A 16,677-nucleotide genomic window follows, 5' to 3' on the forward strand; every position below is an offset into this window, starting at 1 on the left:
AGCTTATGACAAAACAAACACAGGATCATGCAGATGTAGCGGCAGTCGGGCAGAAATGTCAGCTGCGGAAGAGTTTTGGTGTGATACCCCACAATTCTGCAATGGTGTGGTATCACACCAAGCAGAAAGGCCGGTTGTATTATCCCCATCAGGCGCAGACACTGCCCGCATCGCCTGCCAAACATCGGGCGCAGGCGCTTGGGAGACAGCGTGTGCTCTTGCCTCAATGGGGAGCAGAGCCGTGCCTCAGCCGGAACACTCCAGCGTCCGCAACCGCCTCCTGAAGGCGCTCTCGGCAGACGATTTCGCCCTGCTGCAGCCACACCTGCAGCCGCTCGCGACCGAGCTGCGCCAGACGTTGATTGCGCCCAACGCACAGATCAAACAGCTGTTCTTCCCCGAAGTGGGCTTTGGCTCGATCACGACCAATTGTTCTGGCGGCAAGGTCGAGATCGGCATCATCGGCCGTGAAGGGCTGGTGGGCGCCTCGCCCGTGCTGCTCGGCTCCGACCGCACGCCGCACCACCACTTCATCCAGAGCGCGGGCGAGATGCTGAGCATCAAGACAGAGGTGCTGTGCGTGGCCGTTGGTCAGAGTTCAAGCCTGCATAAGCTGCTGCTGCGCTCGATCCAGGTGCAGCTGATCCAGACCGCTCAAACGGCCTTCGTGAACGCGACCTACACGGTCGATGTGCGTCTCGCCCGCTGGCTGCTGATGTGCCAGGATCGGCTCGACGACGGTGAACTCCACCTCACCCACGAGTTCCTGTCGATGATGCTGGGTGTGCAGCGCAGTAGCACCACCTTGTCCGTGCAGGCACTGGAGGGTCGTGGCCTGATCCGGGCCCGGCGCGGGCGCATCACCGTGCTCGATCGCGAGGCGCTGGTGGCGGTGGCCGATGACGGCTACGGCCTGCCCGAAGCCGAGTACGCCCGGCTGATCGAGGGGGCCTGATGCCGCGCTACTTCTTCCATCTTCGGCACCGCCCTGGACCTGCGGGTCTGGCCGTCGATGAGGAGGGCGATGAGCTGGCCGACGTGAACGCGGCGCGCGAGCACGCCCTGTACGTGGCGCGGGACACGATCGCGCGGACCCGCACCGACACAGTGCGCGACTGGATGGTGTGCTCGTTCGAGATCACGGACGAGGCGGGTCAGCCCGTGCTCACCGTGCCCTTCAGTGACACCGTCACGGACAGGGATGACGACGAGGATTGAGCCCAGGCCGGCAAGGGCAGCGCCTCGTGCCGCCGAGCCGGCAGCACCGGAGCCCCATGCCCTGCTACACGCTTCAGACGGTGGGCCCTGACAGAGAGGCTGGATCAGCCCGCCCGGTGCCGCTTTCCGAGCTTGTATCGACTTACCTGCGGGCGGTCGCACCGTCCGCCTACTGCGATCCGTGCCTGGCTGCGGCCGTGCAGGAGCCGGTGGAGGGTGTGCGTGAGGCGGCGGAGGCACTGACCCGAGCGGAGCCGCTCGTGCGCAGGCTCGGGCGGTGCAAGCTCTGCCGCAGCAGGAAGCGGATCGTCACCCGCGTCGAGCCCGCCCGGTTCCACCCTCTGGCCGTGCAGGAGCCCTTCGGCTGCGGCAGCTAGGAGGCCGGGGTCCGCTGTCGCGCGATCCAGTCCAATGCCGCGTCGAGATCGGCGAAGGTGGGCGGATCCGGATGGTCCACCCGGCCGAAGCCGGCCTCCAGGAACCACAGCCCCGCCTCGTCCCCGTGCTCCTCCGACAGGCGCACCAGCACCGCCACCAGGCGGCTGTCGGCGAAGACCAGCTCGCACTCCTCGTCGGAGCTGCCGGTGTCCACCCGGGCAGGCTGAAGATGCAGGCTCATGCGGCGCGCGGCCCCAGGTGCAGGTAGGTCGGGTCGAACTCGGCGGCCTTGGTCAGGCCCGGCCAGTCATGGATCACCAGCTCGCGACCTCGCGTTGTGATCAGCTCCTGGCCTCTGAGAGCCTTCAGCGAGCGGTTGACGTGCACGTTGGTCAGCCCGAGTGCGTCGGCGATGTCGCTCTGCGTCAACGGCAGCTCGCAGCGATAGCTGCGGGCCAGGCCCACCGCCTGCAGCTTCAGGTACATTTCGCAGAACAGATGCGCGATCCGGGCCTGCGCGGTGCGGCGGCCGATGCCGGTCATCCACTCGCGGAAGATGGCCGCATCAACAAGCGTGTCTCGCCAGAGGGCTGCACCTAAGTTGGGGAAGCGCACCACGAGTTCGCGCATATTCTCGTGGGGGATGAAGGCGAGCCGGCAGGCCGTGACGTTGGCGAGGCTGTGGTCCATCACCGCGAGCTGCAGGCTCTGCAGGTCGGGCAGGTCGCCGGGGATGTGGAACGACAGGATCTGGCGCTTGCCCTCGGTGAGGAGCTTGTAGCGGCAGACCCAGCCTGAGAGCACGAGGCAGCAGTGGGACGGCTGGTCCTTGTCGCAGACGATGTCCTGACGCGGCTCACACAGCCGGATGTTGGCGGGCAAGCTGAGGATGGCTTGGCGTTCCGCGTCCGAGATCTGCGCGATACTCTCCAGCTTGCGGATGAGCGGGATCAGGTCGGTGTCGGACGCTGGGGCCAAGTGGGTCTCGTCGTGCCTGCAGGTGGAGGCACGTGGCGCCCCAGCCGTCAGCGAAGCGGCTGATGGCAGATCCTGGCTAAGGTGCTGCTGAGGCGCTCTCATTTGCCCAGGTTAGGCCGAACATGGGATCCACAGCGTCTGCGCTGTTTGGTGTGATATCCCACCGTTCTGGCTGCTGCAGAAGGGATTGTGCGCACCGCGAGAGCCGCCTCAGGCAGACAGCGTTCCAATAGGGCTTGCTCCAGCGGAACTTAGCAGGCGTCCTTCGGCTGCGGCGTGGTTCGCCGACTGGGCGTTATGGAGCCTGCCGAGCCGCATCAAGGGTGGCTATGAGAGCTGGTCCGCAATCCACGCCTGTGCTTCGTCGAGATCGGCGAACTTGGGCGGGTCCGAATGATCAACCGGCCCGAACCCAGCCTCCAGGAACCACAGCCCGGCCTCCTCCTCGTGCTCGTCCGACAGGCGCACCAGCACCGCGACGAGAAAGCCGTCCACGAAGACGAGCTGGCTCTCGGCGTCGGCGCTTCCGGTCGCGACCTGCACGGGCTGAAGACGGAAGTTCATGCGGCGGCACGCTCTCCCAGGTGCAGGTAGTTGGGCTTGAACTCAGCCAACGCCCGCAGCCGCGGCGGGTTCAGAATTGTCAGGCGCCGACCCTGCAGCTCGATTAGCCCCTGTCGCCGCAGGCTCTGCAGTGTGCGGTTCACATGCACGTTCGTCAGACCCGTGGTGTCAGCCAAGTCCACCTGCGTCAGCGGCAACTCGTAGCTGTTCTCGGTCGCGAGCCCGACCGCCTGCAACCGCAGCAGAAGCTCGCAGAACAGATGCGCGATCCGCTCGTCCGCCGAGCGGCGGCCGACGTTGACCAGCCACTCGCGCAGGGTCGCCTCGTCCACCAGCGTGCTCATGCGCAGCGCCCGGGCAATCTGCGGGTGCTCCATCAGCTGCGCGACCGTCTCGGGGGCGATGTGTACCACCCTGCAGACTGACAGCGTGGTAAGTGTGTGATCCATCGTGTCGAGGAGCGCCACGTCGAGATCGCAGAGGTCGCCCGGCAGCAGGTAGGCCATGATCTGGTGCGCGCCGCTGGCCCGGAGCTTATGCCGGCAGGCGAAGCCGCCCATGATCAGGAACACGCCATCAGGCTTGTCGCCCTCGCGCACGAGGTCGGTGTGCGGCTGGACGATGCGCGGGCTGGCACTGATCTGCTCCAGCAGCGCCCGATCCGCGTCGGTCAGCGCCACGAAGCCCTCCAGCTTGCGTGCGAACGGGTTGCTGGTGCCGGTCGTCCGATGGACCAGCCGAATGGGCGCGGCGGGCTTGGAACTCGGCACCTCAGGCGCGGGCGCAGAGACTGCCAAGGATAGCTCGCCACAGAGCGCCACCATATCCTCGGGCGAAGCCGGCTTGCTGAGCCAGGGCACGCCCTGGAACTCGCCGTTCAGACGCTGATCCTGCCGGAAATCTGAATGCACGAGGAAGGGCACGCCGCGTTGGCGCAGCTCGCGAGCCAAGGCGGTGCAGCAGCCGTCCTTCAGCAGCACGTCGATGATCGCCAGGGTGGGCTTGTCCTGCTCCAGATGGCGCAAGGCCTCCGCCATCGTGTCGACGGGCCCGAGCACGCGGTAGCCCGCCTTCTCCAGGGCGTCACTCAGGTCCACGCCGATCAGCGGATCGACTTCGGTCAGGAGGACCACGGGCTGCTGGCTCATCCGGTTCATGCAAGGCTCCGGCTACCTGAGCCGTTTGCTCCTCCAATCGCAGGGGGGGCTCAGTAACCGTTGCTATAAACCTGAGTGAAAAGCTGCGGAAGATGCCCCCGAACCTCGGTGTGGTACCCCACCGAGCGAAATTTGGGCTACCACACCAACGGAAGTCCTCGCTTGAACTGATCGGCCGCAGCCCGTACATTGAAGCTATCGCCTGCCGGTGATCCGGGCGCAGGCGCTTGGGAGACAGCGTGTGCTCTTGCCCCTCTTGGGAGCAGAGCCGTGTCTCAGCCTCAACATTCCAGCGTCCGCAACCGCCTGCTGAAGGCGCTCTCGGCCGACGACTTCGCGCTGCTCCACCCACACCTGGAGCGGGTGACGACCGAGCTGCGGCAGACGCTGATCGCACCCAATACAGCGATCCGGCAGCTGTTCTTCCCCGAGGTCGGCTTCAGCTCGATCACGACCGCAGGCTCAGGCGGACGGGTCGAGATCGGCATCATCGGCCGTGAAGGGCTGGTGGGCGCCTCGCCCGTGCTGCTCGGCTCCGACCGCACGCCGCACCACCACTTCATCCAGAGCGCGGGCGAGATGCTGAGCATCGACACGGACGCGCTCTGTGCGGCCGTGAGCGAGAGCCCGAGCCTGCGCAAGCTGCTGCTGCGCTCGGTCCAGGTGCAGATCATCCAGACGGCGCAGACCGCCTTCGCGAACGCGACCTACAACATCGACGTGCGCCTCGCCCGCTGGCTGCTGATGTGCCAGGACCGGCTCGATGGGGATGAGATGCGCCTCACGCACGAGTTCCTGTCGCTGATGCTGGGCACGCAGCGCTCCAGCACGACCCTGGCGATCCAGTCGCTGGAGGGGCACGGCCTGATCAGGGCCCGGCGCGGGCGCATCACGATCCTGAACCGCAATGCGCTAGAGGCAGTAGCGGACGACGGCTACGGCCTGCCCGAGGCCGAGTTTGCCCGCCTGATCGAGGGAGCCTGAGATGCCCCTCTACTTCTTCAACGTCCGGCATCGCCCCGGACCTGCCGGTCTCGCTGTGGACCCAGAGGGTGAGGAGTTCGCGGACGTGAACGCGGCGCGCGAGCACGCCTTGTCCATGGCTCGGATCTCGATCGCGCGGGAGCGTCTCACAATGATCCGGGACTGGATGGTGTGCTCGTTCGAGATCATGGACGAGAGCGGCCAACCCGTGCTGACGGTGCCGTTCAGCGACACTGTGCCGGTCGAGGAAGGCTGGGACTGAGGGGGATCAGCATCGCGTCCGAGAGGGCGTACCCTAGCGGAACGTTCAAAGCTGTTCCACTCAGGCAGACCTGAGCCGTGAAGCCGCTGGTGGCTTAGGCATTGTGGGAGCGTCCTCCGCGGCGCTCGCCTCGCCCCTGCCAGGCTTGCATCCAGCCGCAGGCTCCTTCCAGGATACGGGCAGGTTCAGCTCTTGCCTGCGGGCGAGAAGGGCTGGAGTGCTAAATGAGTGTATCGACGACGCGCAACCGCCTGCTGCAGGCGTTGCCGCCCCGCGAGCTGGATCAGCTCCTGCCTCAGTTCGAGCGGGTGGACGTCCACAAGGGCGATGTCCTCGCTTCTATCGGTGATCCCTTGGAGTTCGCCTACTTCCCAGAAGGCGGATTGTCGTCGAACCTCATGGTCACAGGCGAGGGCCGCAGGATCGAGGTGGGCTGCTTCGGCTTTGAGGGCATGGTCAGCACCGCCACTCTGCTCGGCTCGGATCGGACGCCTCACGAGATCTTGGTCCAGGTCGGCGGCCCTTGGCTGCGGATCAGGGTCAAAGCTCTGCGCGGTGCGATCCAATGCAGTCCTACCTTGCACGACCTGCTGCTGCGCTACGCTCACATACAGATGATGACCGTGAGCCAGACGGCCATGTCGAACGCCGCCAACACCATCGAGGAGCGGCTGGCACGCTGGATCCTCATGGCTCACGACCGACTAGAAGGCGACGAGTTGCCGCTCACGCACGACTTCCTAGCCATCATGCTGGCAGCCCAGCGCTCCAGTGTGACGCTCGCGGTGCAGGCGGTTGAAGGGTACGGCGCCATTCGTGCCCAGCGTGCCCTGATCATCGTTCGGGATCGCGGGATGCTCTACGACCTTGCGGGCAAGAGCTACGGCCCGGCCGAGGCCGAGTATGAGCGCGTGATCGGCCCGTTCAGGGACAAGCCGCCTCCGCACTCCGGATGATGAGCCCAGAGCCAGCACCTGCTGGCGCTGTTCCAATAGGGCTTGCCCTAATGGAACGTTCCAGATCTGTTCCAAGAGAGTGGTCTCGGGCTTCCGGGACGCGCGGCCGGGGAACGTTTGAGAACCCTGTGGAACGGTTCAATCCAGGTGTCCGTCCGTTGGCGTATAGCGTGCCGTCCACTCCTCGACCGTGAGCGGCGGCTGCATCAGCCAGTGCCCCTTGCCCTGCACGGGTGATCTTCACGAAGCGCAAAGTAGTGCCGTGAGATCGTCTCATCGGGGGAGGGTCTGAGGAAGCCACGATGACCAGGGCTGGTTGTGTTGGGTGCAAGGGCGGCGACGCCTTGCCCTTCGACTTTACCATGGCGTTCCACCCCATCGTGGACATCGCCGAGAATACCGTCTGGGGCTACGAGGCACTGGTCCGGGGCATCGACGGACAAGGCGCAGGCCACATCCTTGGCATGGTTGACGAGGCCAACCGCTACAAGTTCGACCAGGCTTGCCGCGTCAAGGCGATCGAGCTTGCCGGAGCGCTGTTCCCACTTGGCGCTGAGACCAGGCTCTCGATCAACTTCATGCCCAATGCCGTCTACGAGCCAGCTGCCTGCATCCGCGCCACACTCGACGCTGCACGTCGCGTCGGCTTTGCGCATCGGCAAATCATGTTTGAGTTCACCGAGAACGAGCGCATGGTGGACGTCGCTCATGTCCAGCGCATCATTGCCGAGTACCGCAAACAGGGCTTCTCGACAGCGCTGGACGACTTCGGCGCGGGCTACGCCGGTCTCAACCTGCTCGCGAGCTTTCAACCGGACTTCATCAAGATCGATATGGATCTGATCCGCGGCATCGGGACATCGCCGGCACGCCAGACCATCATCGCCTGCGTGACAACGATGGCGCGAGCCCTCGGCGTGTCGGTGATCGCGGAAGGCATCGAGACGGAAGCCGAACTCCTAACGCTGCGCGCCGCGGGCATCACTCTGTTCCAGGGCTACCTGTTCGCAAAGCCCGCTCTCGCAAGCCTACCTGACGTGCACTTTCCCGCAGCGGCAGCTGCCGCCCATATGCGTGCTGCCTGATCGAGGCAGACACCTCGCCTAAAGAGAACCCAGCCCACAGACCTTAGGCGAATAGGGTGGGCTCGGCGCAGAGCGGCAGCGGTAAAGCCACATTCGCAATGGCCCGATAGCGACCTGCGCCATCCTGTGAGGGTCGGCCGCGACGCCGCACCACCTCGCGTTCAAACGCGATGAAGGCTGCCGGCTGCCCGTCTGCGCCGCAGATCGGACGCACGTCGATCTCGCACAAATACGTCTCACCCGCCCTGCGGTAGTTCTCCAGAACACCGTGAAAGCGTCCTTCAGCCCGCACGCGAGGCAGGACAGCACGTGCCGCCTGCCGGTTCGTGCCCGCCCCCTGCAGCAGGCGCGGCGAGGCGCCCAGAACCTCTGAGACAGCGTAGCCACTCATGCGCGCGAAAGCCGGGTTGGCGTACAGGATCGTCGGTCCGGGCCGTTCCAGATTACAATCGGTCACCAGCACAGCCAGATCGAGCGGTTCGGCAAACAGCCTGACAAGCTCCACGAGGGTCACATCGCATCCTCCTGCAGCGAAGCCTAAATCGGAAAGCGTTAACTCTTTCCTCGAAGTGGGCGCCCGGCACAGGGCAACTTGTATGCGGAAATTCAGGAAATCTTAGCGGATCGGGAGCAGCTTGCAGGGGTGACGAGGCAGAGCACTCAGCTCCCCTGTGCAGCAGCGGCTCCCCTCCTTTCCAGCCCCTCCCCCCTGACACAAGGCGTGCCGCAAATGATCCATCAGCTCGTCTACTATAGCCGCAACACCGTACCGGGCGGCGACCGGGCTATGCTGACGAACCTACGAGAGATCGTCTCAGCCTCTCAGCGCAATAACGGCCGGGATGGTATCACGGGCTTCCTGATCTTTGACAAGACATGGTTCGTGCAGATCCTGGAGGGCGATCGAGCCAAAGTAACGGAGACCTACAACCGCATCGCGAGGGACACCCGCCACAGCGGCACGACGATCATCAACGTGCGCGATGTCGAGGCGCGCCTGTTCCCGAACTGGACGATGGGCGGAGCGATGCGCACGCCTGAGGTGCAGGAGGTCTATCTGCAGCATGGGATCGGCAGCGCGATGGATCCGGTGCGACTGAAGAGCACCCAGATCGTAGCCCTTGCGCTTGATCTGCAAGCCTTCGAGAAGGCCAAGCGCCAAGGCCAGCGCCTAGCTAGCTGAGAACAGACGGACTGGGCCATTCGAGCACGCCCTGCCGCCGATGATTGGCGCCCCGGTATTCCCGGACCTCGCGGTCCTTGTGGTGGATGAGAGCCTCTACATCCGCCGCATTGTGCGAGACATGCTGCTGCGCACGGGCATCCGGCGAATGCTGGAAGCGCCAGATGGAGCAGAGGCGCTCGGCGCCCTCACTGAGAGTAAGCCCGATCTCGTCATTGTGGACTGGGATCTTGCTATCCTCTCAGGTGAGGAGTTCATCCGGCTGGTGCGGGACTACTCCACCTCGCCGTGTCCGACTGTCCCTATGATCCTAATGATGGCGCAGCCCCGCAAGGATCGCGTTGAGCGGGCGGTGCGGCTCGGCGTCAACGAGGTTATCGCCAAGCCATTTTCGCCGAAGACGCTGTGGTCCAGGCTGGATGAGGTGATCAACCGGCCTCGGCCTTACACAGTGGTCAAGAGCCTGCTGATCCCGCAGCCACGCAAACCTCAAGGGCAGGCTCTAGCCGCTTGACGGCCACTTCCTTCGCGTCTGCGACCAGTACGCACGCCCGCGCGAGAGCGCGGTCGCACATGCTCAATTGGGAGCAATGCGCACGGGCGCGCGAGAGCCGCTTAGTGCAGGCCATCCCGCGGCGTGTAGAGCGGCCGTCCACTCCTCGACTGTGAGCGGCGGCTGTTGCCTTCTCAGGCGCGTCCCGTCGGCTCCCAATGCGAGTGCTTCAGACCCACAGATCGTTCCCGGCTTCCTCATGCTCTGCCAGTGTCCCGATCAGACGAAGGAGTTCCTGATGCTCGGGGCCTCCGCCGCCAGCAACGAGGAAGGATCCGACCTCGAATTCGGTCGGAGAACCGCCGGAGGCTCGGTTCGGCTCGTGCACAATGAAGGGACGACCCTTCTCGTCGTCAAGCACTAGGAACCAGCGGTCGCCATTCGGGCTCGCGTAAAGCTCTCGCCGCCAGATCATCACCGGGCATCCTTGAAGCGGCGTCCGCCTGACAAAACCAACCAGCTTTTCGTGTCAAACGTTGCGCAGCATCAACGCATGCGGGGCCTAGATCCCAGTTCAATGGACAGGTTCCCCGCGCTCCTTGGCCGTCTGGGCTATCCATTCCTCAACCGTCAGCTTCGGGGCGTGGATGATGAGGGTGTCGCCAGTGCGATTTGCCCGTCCATGCGCCACCCACTGCCCCCAGTTGGTCACAGCGTCCGCCACCACCCCCTTGGATGCCCGGCGAGATTGACCAGCTTCGTGATGCGCCCTTTGGGCCGCCGCGCCTCGATCCTCTCAAGGCGCTTCAACAGTCAGAGTGGCCTGAGCCGGCCGCGACTATTGAACCGGTCTCCGCGGGAGAGAGGGGGCACCCGATGTCACACAGCCGACGCATCTCAAATCCAGCGGCAACCGCCGCGACCCGAATGCAGCTTCGCGAGAACGCCACCGCTATGGCGAAGGCGCTGAGTGCCATCGAGGCACTTGCCGGCTCGCTGGCAAAGCTCGAACTGCGTGCGCGCGGCATGGCGCTGTGCGAGACCAGCCGTGCCTGCGACGATGGCATGTCTGAGGCGGAGCGGCTGGCGCTCGGTACACTCCAGAGCGAGACCAACGCTGCCTTTGCTCAGCTACGCCGTATCCGCGAGAGCCTGCATCAGGGCCTCAGCCTACTCGGTGAGATGAGCGCCGACATCGGTGCGGCGGCGCAGGTGGTTGAGCAGAGATCACGAGGCCGCGGCTGACGCCTCCTGATTGGCAACCCCACGGTGCTGCTCGCGCTGTTTGGCCCGGTGCGCTTCCCGGCGCTGGTCGGCCGCTTGACCCGGCCGGGGATGATGCCCACGCCCTCGCGCCGCCGGCCGGCGCGGTGATCCTCACCCATGCCGGCCCGGCCCCCTCTGGCGGCGGCTGCTCGCCCTCGGCAACCTCGGCCTCATCCGCGCGCTATGGCGGACCAAGTAGCGGTTACGCGACCATCCCGAGGCCGACGACGCAGCCCACAAGCGTAACAAGCGAGAGCGAGAACCCGAGGCTGGCCTGAATCGGGCTCGGTCCGTTGCCACTCACGCGTGCATCTTCAGCGCTGGTCATCCCGCTCACCTTGGCTGTTCGGATTGGCTCTGCAACGCGAACTGGCGTGATGCAGTTCCGGACGAGAGGGACGGCGCGGACTGATTGTGGGCTCCACAGAGCCATGAACTCAGGAAGGCGATGGCAGCCGCAACGGTGCAGGCACTAGCCCAAGCAATTGACACCCAGAGTTGCATAGCCTCTGCATCTTCGAACGCGTGGGGTGCCACACGCCGCCCGGCGGATCGGAAGCGCCGGCCCAAACTCATTGAACGAGGCCAGTAGGTGTTTCGCTAGGATGCCCCACGCCGGAACCCACGACGCCGTCCTCGTCGCCCTCTCGGTCCTGATCGCCGCCGCTGCGTCCTACACCGCTCTCGACCTTGCCACACGAATGCGCGCCGCCTCCGGCTGGTCCAGCCGAGCGTGGCTCGTCACCGCTGCCATCGCGATGGGTGGGGGCATCTGGTCGATGCACTTCGTCGCCATGCTGGCCTTCAGCCTGCCGGGACTGGAGGTCGGCTACGATCTGCGCCTGACCCTCATCTCGCTGGCTCTGCCCATCGCCGTCACGGGGCTAGGCTTCTTCGTCGTCAACCGGCCCGGCGCAGGACCCGTCGCTCTGTGCCTGAGTGGCCTCGTCATGGGCCTTGGCATTGCCGGTATGCACTACACCGGCATGGCCGCGATGCGCGTGCCCGCCGACCTGCACTACGACCACCTCTGGGTCGCTGTCTCGATCCTCATTGCCATTGGCGCAGCCGTTGCCGCCCTATGGCTTGCCTTCAATCAGACCGGGGTCCGGCAACGGCTGCTCGCCGCTATCATCATGGGGCTTGCCGTCTCGGGAATGCACTACGCCGCGATGCAAGGTTCCGTGTTCGATGCTCATGCTCTCGTTGATCATGCGCGTGGGACAGCGAGCGTCGGCCAGACGCATCTCGCGCTCTGGGTCACCGGCACAACCTTCCTGATCCTCGTGCTGGCGCTTGCCGCCGCCATGTTCGACCGGCACCTCTCGCAGGCATCCGAACGCGAGGCTACCGCGCTGCGCGCGAGCGAGGAGCGCTTTCGGCTGTTGCTCCAGAGCGTGAGTGACTACGCCATCTTCATGCTCGATCCAGAGGGCCGGATCGCAAACTGGAACACGGGTGCCGAGCGCATCAAGGGCTACACAGCCAAGGAGATCGTGGGCAGCCACCTGTCACGCTTCTACACGCAGGAGGATCTTCAGGCTGGCGTTCCCGCGGCCGCCCTTGAGACAGCGGCGCGGGAGGGACGCTTCGAGGCCGAAGGCTGGCGGGTGCGCAAGGACGGCAGCCGCTTCTGGGCCAACGTGGTCATCCACGCGATCCGCAACGAGCAGGGCCCGCTTGTCGGCTACGCTAAGGTCACGCGCGACATCACTGAGCGCAAGCAAGCCCAGGAGGCCCTGGATCAAGCCCGTGAGGCACTTGCTCAGGCCCAGAAGGTGGAGGCCATCGGTCAACTCACAGGCGGCGTCGCCCACGACTTCAACAACCTGCTGATGGCTGTGCTCGGCAGCCTCGAACTGATGCGGAAGCGGCTGCCGGATGACCCCAAACTCACCCGCCTGCTCGACAACGCGGTTCAGGGCGCACAGCGCGGAGCGGCCTTGACGCAGCGTATGCTGGCTTTCGCGCGGCGGCAGGAGCTTAAGCCCGAGGTGGTTGATCTACCGGGTCTGGTCCGGGGCATGACCGACCTGCTCCAGCGCTCGATTGGGCCACTCGTGCGCATCGAGACCCGCTTTCCAGTCGGCCTGCCGCGCGTGATGGTGGATGCGCATCAGTGTGAACTGGCGCTGCTCAACCTCACGGTGAACGCGCGCGACGCCATGCCAGAAGGCGGCACCATCACAATCGCAGGTCGCGAAGCGGGTGAAGAGGACGCGGTCATACTGCCGGAAGGCCGCTACGTCTGCCTCTCCGTAACAGACACAGGCACAGGCATGGACGCAGAGACCTTGGCACGGGCGCAGGAACCGTTCTTCACCACCAAGGGCGTGGGCAATGGCACGGGGCTCGGCCTCCCGATGGTGCAGGGCTTGGCCGCGCAGTCGCGAGGACGTTTTCTGCTCAAGAGCCGTCTGGGTGAGGGCACGACCGCGGAGATGTGGCTCCCCTTGGCTGAGGCGACGGCAACGCGGGAAGAAGCTTCGAGCGTTACTGTTCTGCGGCGCGCGCCGATGCGGTCGCTGACGGTGCTGGTGGCAGACGACGATCCGCTGGTGCTGGAGAATACGGCAGCGATGCTGGAGGACCTCGGCCACCGCGTGATCGAGGCCCGTTCAGGTCAAGAGGCGTTGGCCTTGCTGCGGCGCACGCGCGGGTTGGATCTCGTCATTACCGACCAAGCCATGCCGGGCATGACCGGAACGCAGTTGGCGGAGCAGATCGCAGTCGAGCGGCCCGGATTGCCGGTCATCCTGGCGTCGGGTTACGCCGAAGCACCGGCAGAACACCATCTGGTCCTGCCTCGGCTGAGCAAGCCCTTCGATCAGGACACGCTCGCTCTGGCTGTCGCCGACGCGCTTCACGCGGCTGACGATGCCAGCAAGGTAGTCGCGTTCCGTGGGCGGGTGGGCGAAGCTTGACGGTGAGAAGCCCTTGGACAGCATAGATTTGCCTCTACCCCCTCGACGCGTTCCTCGCAGAGCGACTGTCGGCATCGCTGGCGTGCTTCGATGTTAGGAGCAGCCCTCTGATAGCCCGAGTTTCAGGGTCTGGAAGTGGCGCAACTAAGACCTGTGATGTGGCCTGAGCCGATGTCCGCTTCTCGGATGCCGGAGAAAGCTGCTGAGCGGCCGAGATGGGCGCAAGGCGGAACGTCCGCTTTTCGTTCGCAGGCCGCCGGCACAGGGCGGAATGCTGGCCCAGCATGCTGGGCTCAGGTAGTTTCGACCGGGGCTGGCGTGCGCGCGAGTTGCTCGCAGAAGATCCGGCCGAAGTCACTGGGACGAAGGCCTCTTAACGAGGGCCGAAAGTACTCGATCTCCTCGGCACGGAGCTGGTCCTTCTCGGCATCGTCCGGATGATCACCGAGACAGACCCGCAGGTCGAAGCCGGCCCAGCGGTACTCGAGCGCGAACGCAGCGATCCCGTGCGTCCACTGCGCGGCATCGACAGAACTCAGCATCGCTTCATCCATGACGCTTGCAAAGACCGCAGCAAACGAAGCAGCGAGGCGTAGCACGGCTTGGCGCTCTTCGCTGCATAGCTCAGGGGCGAGCTGATCGAGTTGGATGGTGATGGTGTCGGGCGTCGTCGCGCCTTGTGCAATGATGGTGTGGCACAGGGACATCGCGAGGCTGGCCAGCTCGCCGACGCGGTCGGCCAGGATCGTTGCGGCCATGGATGTGATCTCCGACTTCTCGCCAACGCGACCGGACTGGGCGCGTGTTCGTAAAGCGGAGCCATATGGCCAGAGTGGACTGCAGCCTGCAGTTCGTTCGTGCGGTGAGGGCGGAGCGTTGTCGCGCTGGCTTATGAGCCAGCGCGTCCTGCACGTCGATCAGATGACGCCGAGGCGCAGGAGCCAAGAGGGATGTCCGTGCCGGCAGATGCCGTCGGGCTCGACGAGGCAGCCGTCGGTGGCGTCGGCGGCCGCCTCGAAGAGGAATCTCGCGAGGGAGACGAACTCCGGTTCCGGCACGGTCGGGTCTGGCCAGGGTAGGCCGGTGTCGGGGTCGTGGGTGACGTGCGGGACTGGCGCGTCTTCTGGATCATCCGCGGCGAGAGACGGGGAATGCTGGATCTGGTTCATGCGGTGATCTTCCCAGCGGCCTGCGCCTCAGCCGCATAAGCCGAGAGTGGGCGACCAGCACGGAAGTGGACGTCGCGCTCGACGGGCAGACGAAGGCGGCCCCGGAGGGCCGCGAGTTCGAGCAGGCAGACGTAACCGAGTTCAGGCGAGCCGAGACCGGCATCGCAGAGGCCGAAAGCGCGTGTCGGCTCGGTCGGGTCGAGTTCGGTGAGAAGCCAGGTGGCGGGGCCGTCCGGCATGAACAGCTTCACCACCGGGGGCGGGTCGATCTCCTCGCCGCGAGCGGTGCGGCGGCCGTTGGCGAGGAGCTGCTCGCGCAGGGCAGGGGAGAGGAGGGGCTGGATCATCAGCGCACCTCCTGAATTGAGCGGTTGCCAGGTGACGAAGGCGCGGATTGGCGCTTCGGCTTGGAGAGTGCTTTCGCCCGGCGAGAGCGAGGCGGGGGGCATTTGGTTGTCCGCGTAGCAGACCTCCTTGCTCGCGGTGTTGATTGAAGCTTTGCGGATTGTGCCGTCGGCCCAGGAGTGGCTGCGAGGGGGCTTGAGACATCAGATGGGAGGATGTCGCTCAGCGTGGCCGATGAAGGGGGCGGGAGTGCGAGCATCGGGCCGGGCGGAGGCGGCTCGTCGTCAGGGTCGGCTGTCTCGCTGAGGACGAGGTCGAGTACAGGCTGAAAATCGAGGTAGCGGTGATGAAGGTAAGCCGCTTCCGCGCCGCCGCCCGCCTGCGCGAGCGCGGCGATGAAGGTCTCCAGCGTGAGGGCGGTGAAGCCGACTTTGGCGGGCGATGAACCCGCGGGATCGGTGAGTTCGGCGGCGTAGAGGCGGGTGGCGCTACGGACGCGGCGGTTGAGCTGGGGAGAGAGGACAAGGAGGTGGGCGCGTGGCGTGATCCCCTGGCGGACAGCGAGCTGCGCGAGGAGGTGCAAGCGCCAGAATTGCTCCAGCATCGTGGAGCGGAGCGCCGGGCCGTTGGGGTCGCGATGAAGGGCGGCCTCGCGGCTGGCTTCGTCGTAGCGGGGGCGATGCGTGGCGGCCGGGCCGGTGCAGCCCTCGCTGTACTTGACCTCAATGAAGACGGTGCCCGGTTCACCATCCGAGGTGACAATCGAAATGGCGGCATCGAAGGCGGTGCCGTCGGCGAGGTATTGGGGGTCGTGCCGGCCGGGTGAGGTCTCGAAGCGGATGGCCGTGACCTGATGGACAAAGGCCGGCAGGAGTTGGCGGAAGACGGCCGTGGCGAGGTCGAGGTTGAGGGCGAGCGGGACAAAGAGGTTGTAGGTGAGCGGCTCGGAGGAGAGCAGGTTCCGGTGCAGGCGTTCGTAGTGGACCATGGCGCCTTCCTCGCGGAGGACGAGGCTGCGGCGGACGAAGGCGTGCACGGTGGGGCTGAGGAAGTTCAGGCCGTGGGCAGCGTCGATGGGCTGTAGGAGCGAGCCGAGCGGTAGACGCGGCAGGTTGCGGGTGCGGCCTGGGCGATGAAGGCCAGCGGGTAGACCTTGCTCCTCACGCCAGAGTGACTGGCGCAGGCGGGCGGCGGCGCGGAAGCGGGTGTCGCCGGGAATGAAGCAGGCGTGCTGGCGCAGCAGTGACTCAGGGACGAGCGGTGCGCGGGTGAGAGGCTGCGTGACGAGTGGTGCGGTATTGGGGGTATCTGGAGAGGTGCTGCGGGGCATGGGGACCTCGGGCTGTGCGGAGCAGCCAGAGCTTCATGCAGGGTAAGGAGAAGTTGCGGGCGGCTGGGAGTAAGGCGGCAGACGTGGATCGCCAGGCGGTCTGCAGGGCGGTAGCGGCCCGCCGGCGGGGCTAGGTAGAGAGCCCGGCGGTGGAGGGAGAGGTGCCTCCCTGTAGGCAGGGCGGCGTAGCGGGGCAGCCGCCTTCCGGCGGATGATCTCATGCGCCGGGGTTGAAGGGGTATCGCGTTGATGTAGCTCGGCAACAAGCGAGCGCGCAGGCCAAAGTGCGCGGGACTATCGGAAATTCCGTGTGTGGGCGGCGAGTTGAACATCAGGCCGCCATGGCCCGGGTGAAGCGCTCGCCGAAGATGACGGCGAACTGCGC

Annotated in this window: 21 protein-coding genes; 11 read left to right on the forward strand and 10 right to left on the reverse strand. The window is 65.6% G+C overall.

The genetic code is table 11. The annotated features are described in order from the left end of the window. The first annotated feature begins 241 nt into the window (after positions 1–241). The 3 genes from J2X36_RS12485 to J2X36_RS12495 all read left to right on the forward strand — a co-directional run bounded on the left by J2X36_RS12485 (position 242) and on the right by J2X36_RS12495 (position 1,595). Complete coding sequence (locus tag J2X36_RS12485) at positions 242–955, forward strand: Crp/Fnr family transcriptional regulator (RefSeq protein ID WP_310350047.1); 714 nt, start codon at positions 242–244, stop codon at positions 953–955. Continuing rightward, positions 955–1,218, forward strand: coding sequence for a DUF6894 family protein (locus J2X36_RS12490; protein ID WP_310350048.1), 264 nt, complete (start codon positions 955–957; stop codon positions 1,216–1,218). Before J2X36_RS12485 ends, J2X36_RS12490 begins: the two co-directional genes overlap by 1 nt. Before the next feature lie 209 nt (positions 1,219–1,427). Next, complete coding sequence (locus J2X36_RS12495; protein WP_310350050.1) at positions 1,428–1,595, forward strand: hypothetical protein; 168 nt, start codon at positions 1,428–1,430, stop codon at positions 1,593–1,595. On the opposite strand, the gene J2X36_RS12500 is transcribed toward J2X36_RS12495, so the two are convergent. From J2X36_RS12500 to J2X36_RS12515, 4 genes are all read right to left on the reverse strand, one after another. Continuing rightward, a complete protein-coding gene (locus J2X36_RS12500) occupies positions 1,592–1,837 on the reverse strand; it encodes a hypothetical protein (RefSeq protein ID WP_310350052.1) in 246 nt (81 codons plus the stop codon). The genes J2X36_RS12495 and J2X36_RS12500 overlap by 4 nt on opposite strands. Beyond that, entirely contained in the window at positions 1,834–2,574 is a 741-nt protein-coding gene (locus J2X36_RS12505; RefSeq protein ID WP_310350054.1) for a Crp/Fnr family transcriptional regulator, read from the reverse strand. Before J2X36_RS12505 ends, J2X36_RS12500 begins: the two co-directional genes overlap by 4 nt. 327 nt (positions 2,575–2,901) lie before the next feature. Further along, positions 2,902–3,138 carry a hypothetical protein gene (locus tag J2X36_RS12510; RefSeq protein ID WP_310350056.1) on the reverse strand — a complete coding sequence of 79 codons (237 nt, stop codon included), beginning with the start codon at positions 3,136–3,138 and terminating at the stop codon, positions 2,902–2,904. Continuing rightward, entirely contained in the window at positions 3,135–4,295 is a 1,161-nt protein-coding gene (locus tag J2X36_RS12515; RefSeq protein WP_310350058.1) for a helix-turn-helix domain-containing protein, read from the reverse strand. Before J2X36_RS12515 ends, J2X36_RS12510 begins: the two co-directional genes overlap by 4 nt. 270 nt (positions 4,296–4,565) lie before the next feature. Between J2X36_RS12515 and J2X36_RS12520 the strand changes: the two genes are divergently transcribed. The 4 genes from J2X36_RS12520 to J2X36_RS12535 all read left to right on the forward strand — a co-directional run bounded on the left by J2X36_RS12520 (position 4,566) and on the right by J2X36_RS12535 (position 7,582). Continuing rightward, on the forward strand, positions 4,566–5,279 hold the full coding sequence (locus tag J2X36_RS12520) for a Crp/Fnr family transcriptional regulator (RefSeq protein WP_310350060.1): 714 nt from the start codon (positions 4,566–4,568) through the stop codon (positions 5,277–5,279). 1 nt (position 5,280) lies between these two features. After that, the gene (locus J2X36_RS12525; RefSeq protein ID WP_310350063.1) at positions 5,281–5,541 is read left to right on the forward strand and encodes a DUF6894 family protein; all 261 of its coding nucleotides are present in this window, start codon (positions 5,281–5,283) and stop codon (positions 5,539–5,541) included. A gap of 224 nt (positions 5,542–5,765) precedes the next feature. Next, positions 5,766–6,497: a Crp/Fnr family transcriptional regulator gene (locus J2X36_RS12530; RefSeq protein ID WP_310350065.1), complete on the forward strand. Its 732-nt coding sequence runs from the start codon at positions 5,766–5,768 to the stop codon at positions 6,495–6,497. 302 nt (positions 6,498–6,799) lie between these two features. After that, a complete protein-coding gene (locus J2X36_RS12535; RefSeq protein ID WP_310350067.1) occupies positions 6,800–7,582 on the forward strand; it encodes an EAL domain-containing protein in 783 nt (260 codons plus the stop codon). Between the two features lie 43 nt (positions 7,583–7,625). On the opposite strand, the gene J2X36_RS12540 is transcribed toward J2X36_RS12535, so the two are convergent. Beyond that, positions 7,626–8,096: a PAS domain-containing protein gene (locus tag J2X36_RS12540; protein WP_310350069.1), complete on the reverse strand. Its 471-nt coding sequence runs from the start codon at positions 8,094–8,096 to the stop codon at positions 7,626–7,628. A 216-nt stretch (positions 8,097–8,312) separates the two neighbouring features. Between J2X36_RS12540 and J2X36_RS12545 the strand changes: the two genes are divergently transcribed. Both J2X36_RS12545 and J2X36_RS12550 read left to right on the forward strand, forming a co-directional pair. Further along, positions 8,313–8,765, forward strand: coding sequence for a BLUF domain-containing protein (locus tag J2X36_RS12545; RefSeq protein ID WP_310350071.1), 453 nt, complete (start codon positions 8,313–8,315; stop codon positions 8,763–8,765). 40 nt (positions 8,766–8,805) lie between these two features. Continuing rightward, positions 8,806–9,279, forward strand: a complete 474-nt coding sequence (locus J2X36_RS12550) for a response regulator (RefSeq protein WP_310350073.1) — start codon at positions 8,806–8,808, stop codon at positions 9,277–9,279. A 208-nt stretch (positions 9,280–9,487) separates the two neighbouring features. Here J2X36_RS12550 and J2X36_RS12555 read toward each other — a convergent pair whose 3' ends face one another. After that, positions 9,488–9,733: a hypothetical protein gene (locus tag J2X36_RS12555; RefSeq protein ID WP_310350074.1), complete on the reverse strand. Its 246-nt coding sequence runs from the start codon at positions 9,731–9,733 to the stop codon at positions 9,488–9,490. Positions 9,734–10,212: 479 nt separating this feature from the next. On the opposite strand from J2X36_RS12555, the gene J2X36_RS12560 reads away from it, so the two are divergent. Together J2X36_RS12560 and J2X36_RS12565 are read left to right on the forward strand one after the other, a co-directional pair. Further along, on the forward strand, positions 10,213–10,503 hold the full coding sequence (locus tag J2X36_RS12560; RefSeq protein ID WP_310350076.1) for a hypothetical protein: 291 nt from the start codon (positions 10,213–10,215) through the stop codon (positions 10,501–10,503). 626 nt (positions 10,504–11,129) lie between these two features. Continuing rightward, complete coding sequence (locus J2X36_RS12565; RefSeq protein WP_310350078.1) at positions 11,130–13,448, forward strand: MHYT domain-containing protein; 2,319 nt, start codon at positions 11,130–11,132, stop codon at positions 13,446–13,448. A gap of 293 nt (positions 13,449–13,741) precedes the next feature. Here J2X36_RS12565 and J2X36_RS12570 read toward each other — a convergent pair whose 3' ends face one another. The 4 genes from J2X36_RS12570 to J2X36_RS12585 all read right to left on the reverse strand — a co-directional run bounded on the left by J2X36_RS12570 (position 13,742) and on the right by J2X36_RS12585 (position 16,292). Next, positions 13,742–14,206 (reverse strand): hypothetical protein, encoded by a 465-nt coding sequence (locus J2X36_RS12570; RefSeq protein ID WP_310350080.1) that lies wholly within the window; start codon positions 14,204–14,206, stop codon positions 13,742–13,744. A 159-nt stretch (positions 14,207–14,365) separates the two neighbouring features. Further along, the gene (locus J2X36_RS12575; RefSeq protein WP_310350081.1) at positions 14,366–14,617 is read right to left on the reverse strand and encodes a hypothetical protein; all 252 of its coding nucleotides are present in this window, start codon (positions 14,615–14,617) and stop codon (positions 14,366–14,368) included. Continuing rightward, complete coding sequence (locus tag J2X36_RS12580) at positions 14,614–14,964, reverse strand: DUF2958 domain-containing protein (RefSeq protein WP_310350083.1); 351 nt, start codon at positions 14,962–14,964, stop codon at positions 14,614–14,616. Before J2X36_RS12580 ends, J2X36_RS12575 begins: the two co-directional genes overlap by 4 nt. Continuing rightward, complete coding sequence (locus J2X36_RS12585; protein ID WP_310350084.1) at positions 14,964–16,292, reverse strand: PGN_0703 family putative restriction endonuclease; 1,329 nt, start codon at positions 16,290–16,292, stop codon at positions 14,964–14,966. The genes J2X36_RS12580 and J2X36_RS12585 overlap by 1 nt, the downstream gene beginning before the upstream one ends. Between the last annotated feature and the right edge of the window lie 385 nt (positions 16,293–16,677).

Source organism: Methylobacterium sp. BE186 (genome assembly GCF_031457035.1).
Taxonomy (GTDB): Bacteria; Pseudomonadota; Alphaproteobacteria; order Rhizobiales; family Beijerinckiaceae; genus Methylobacterium; species Methylobacterium segetis.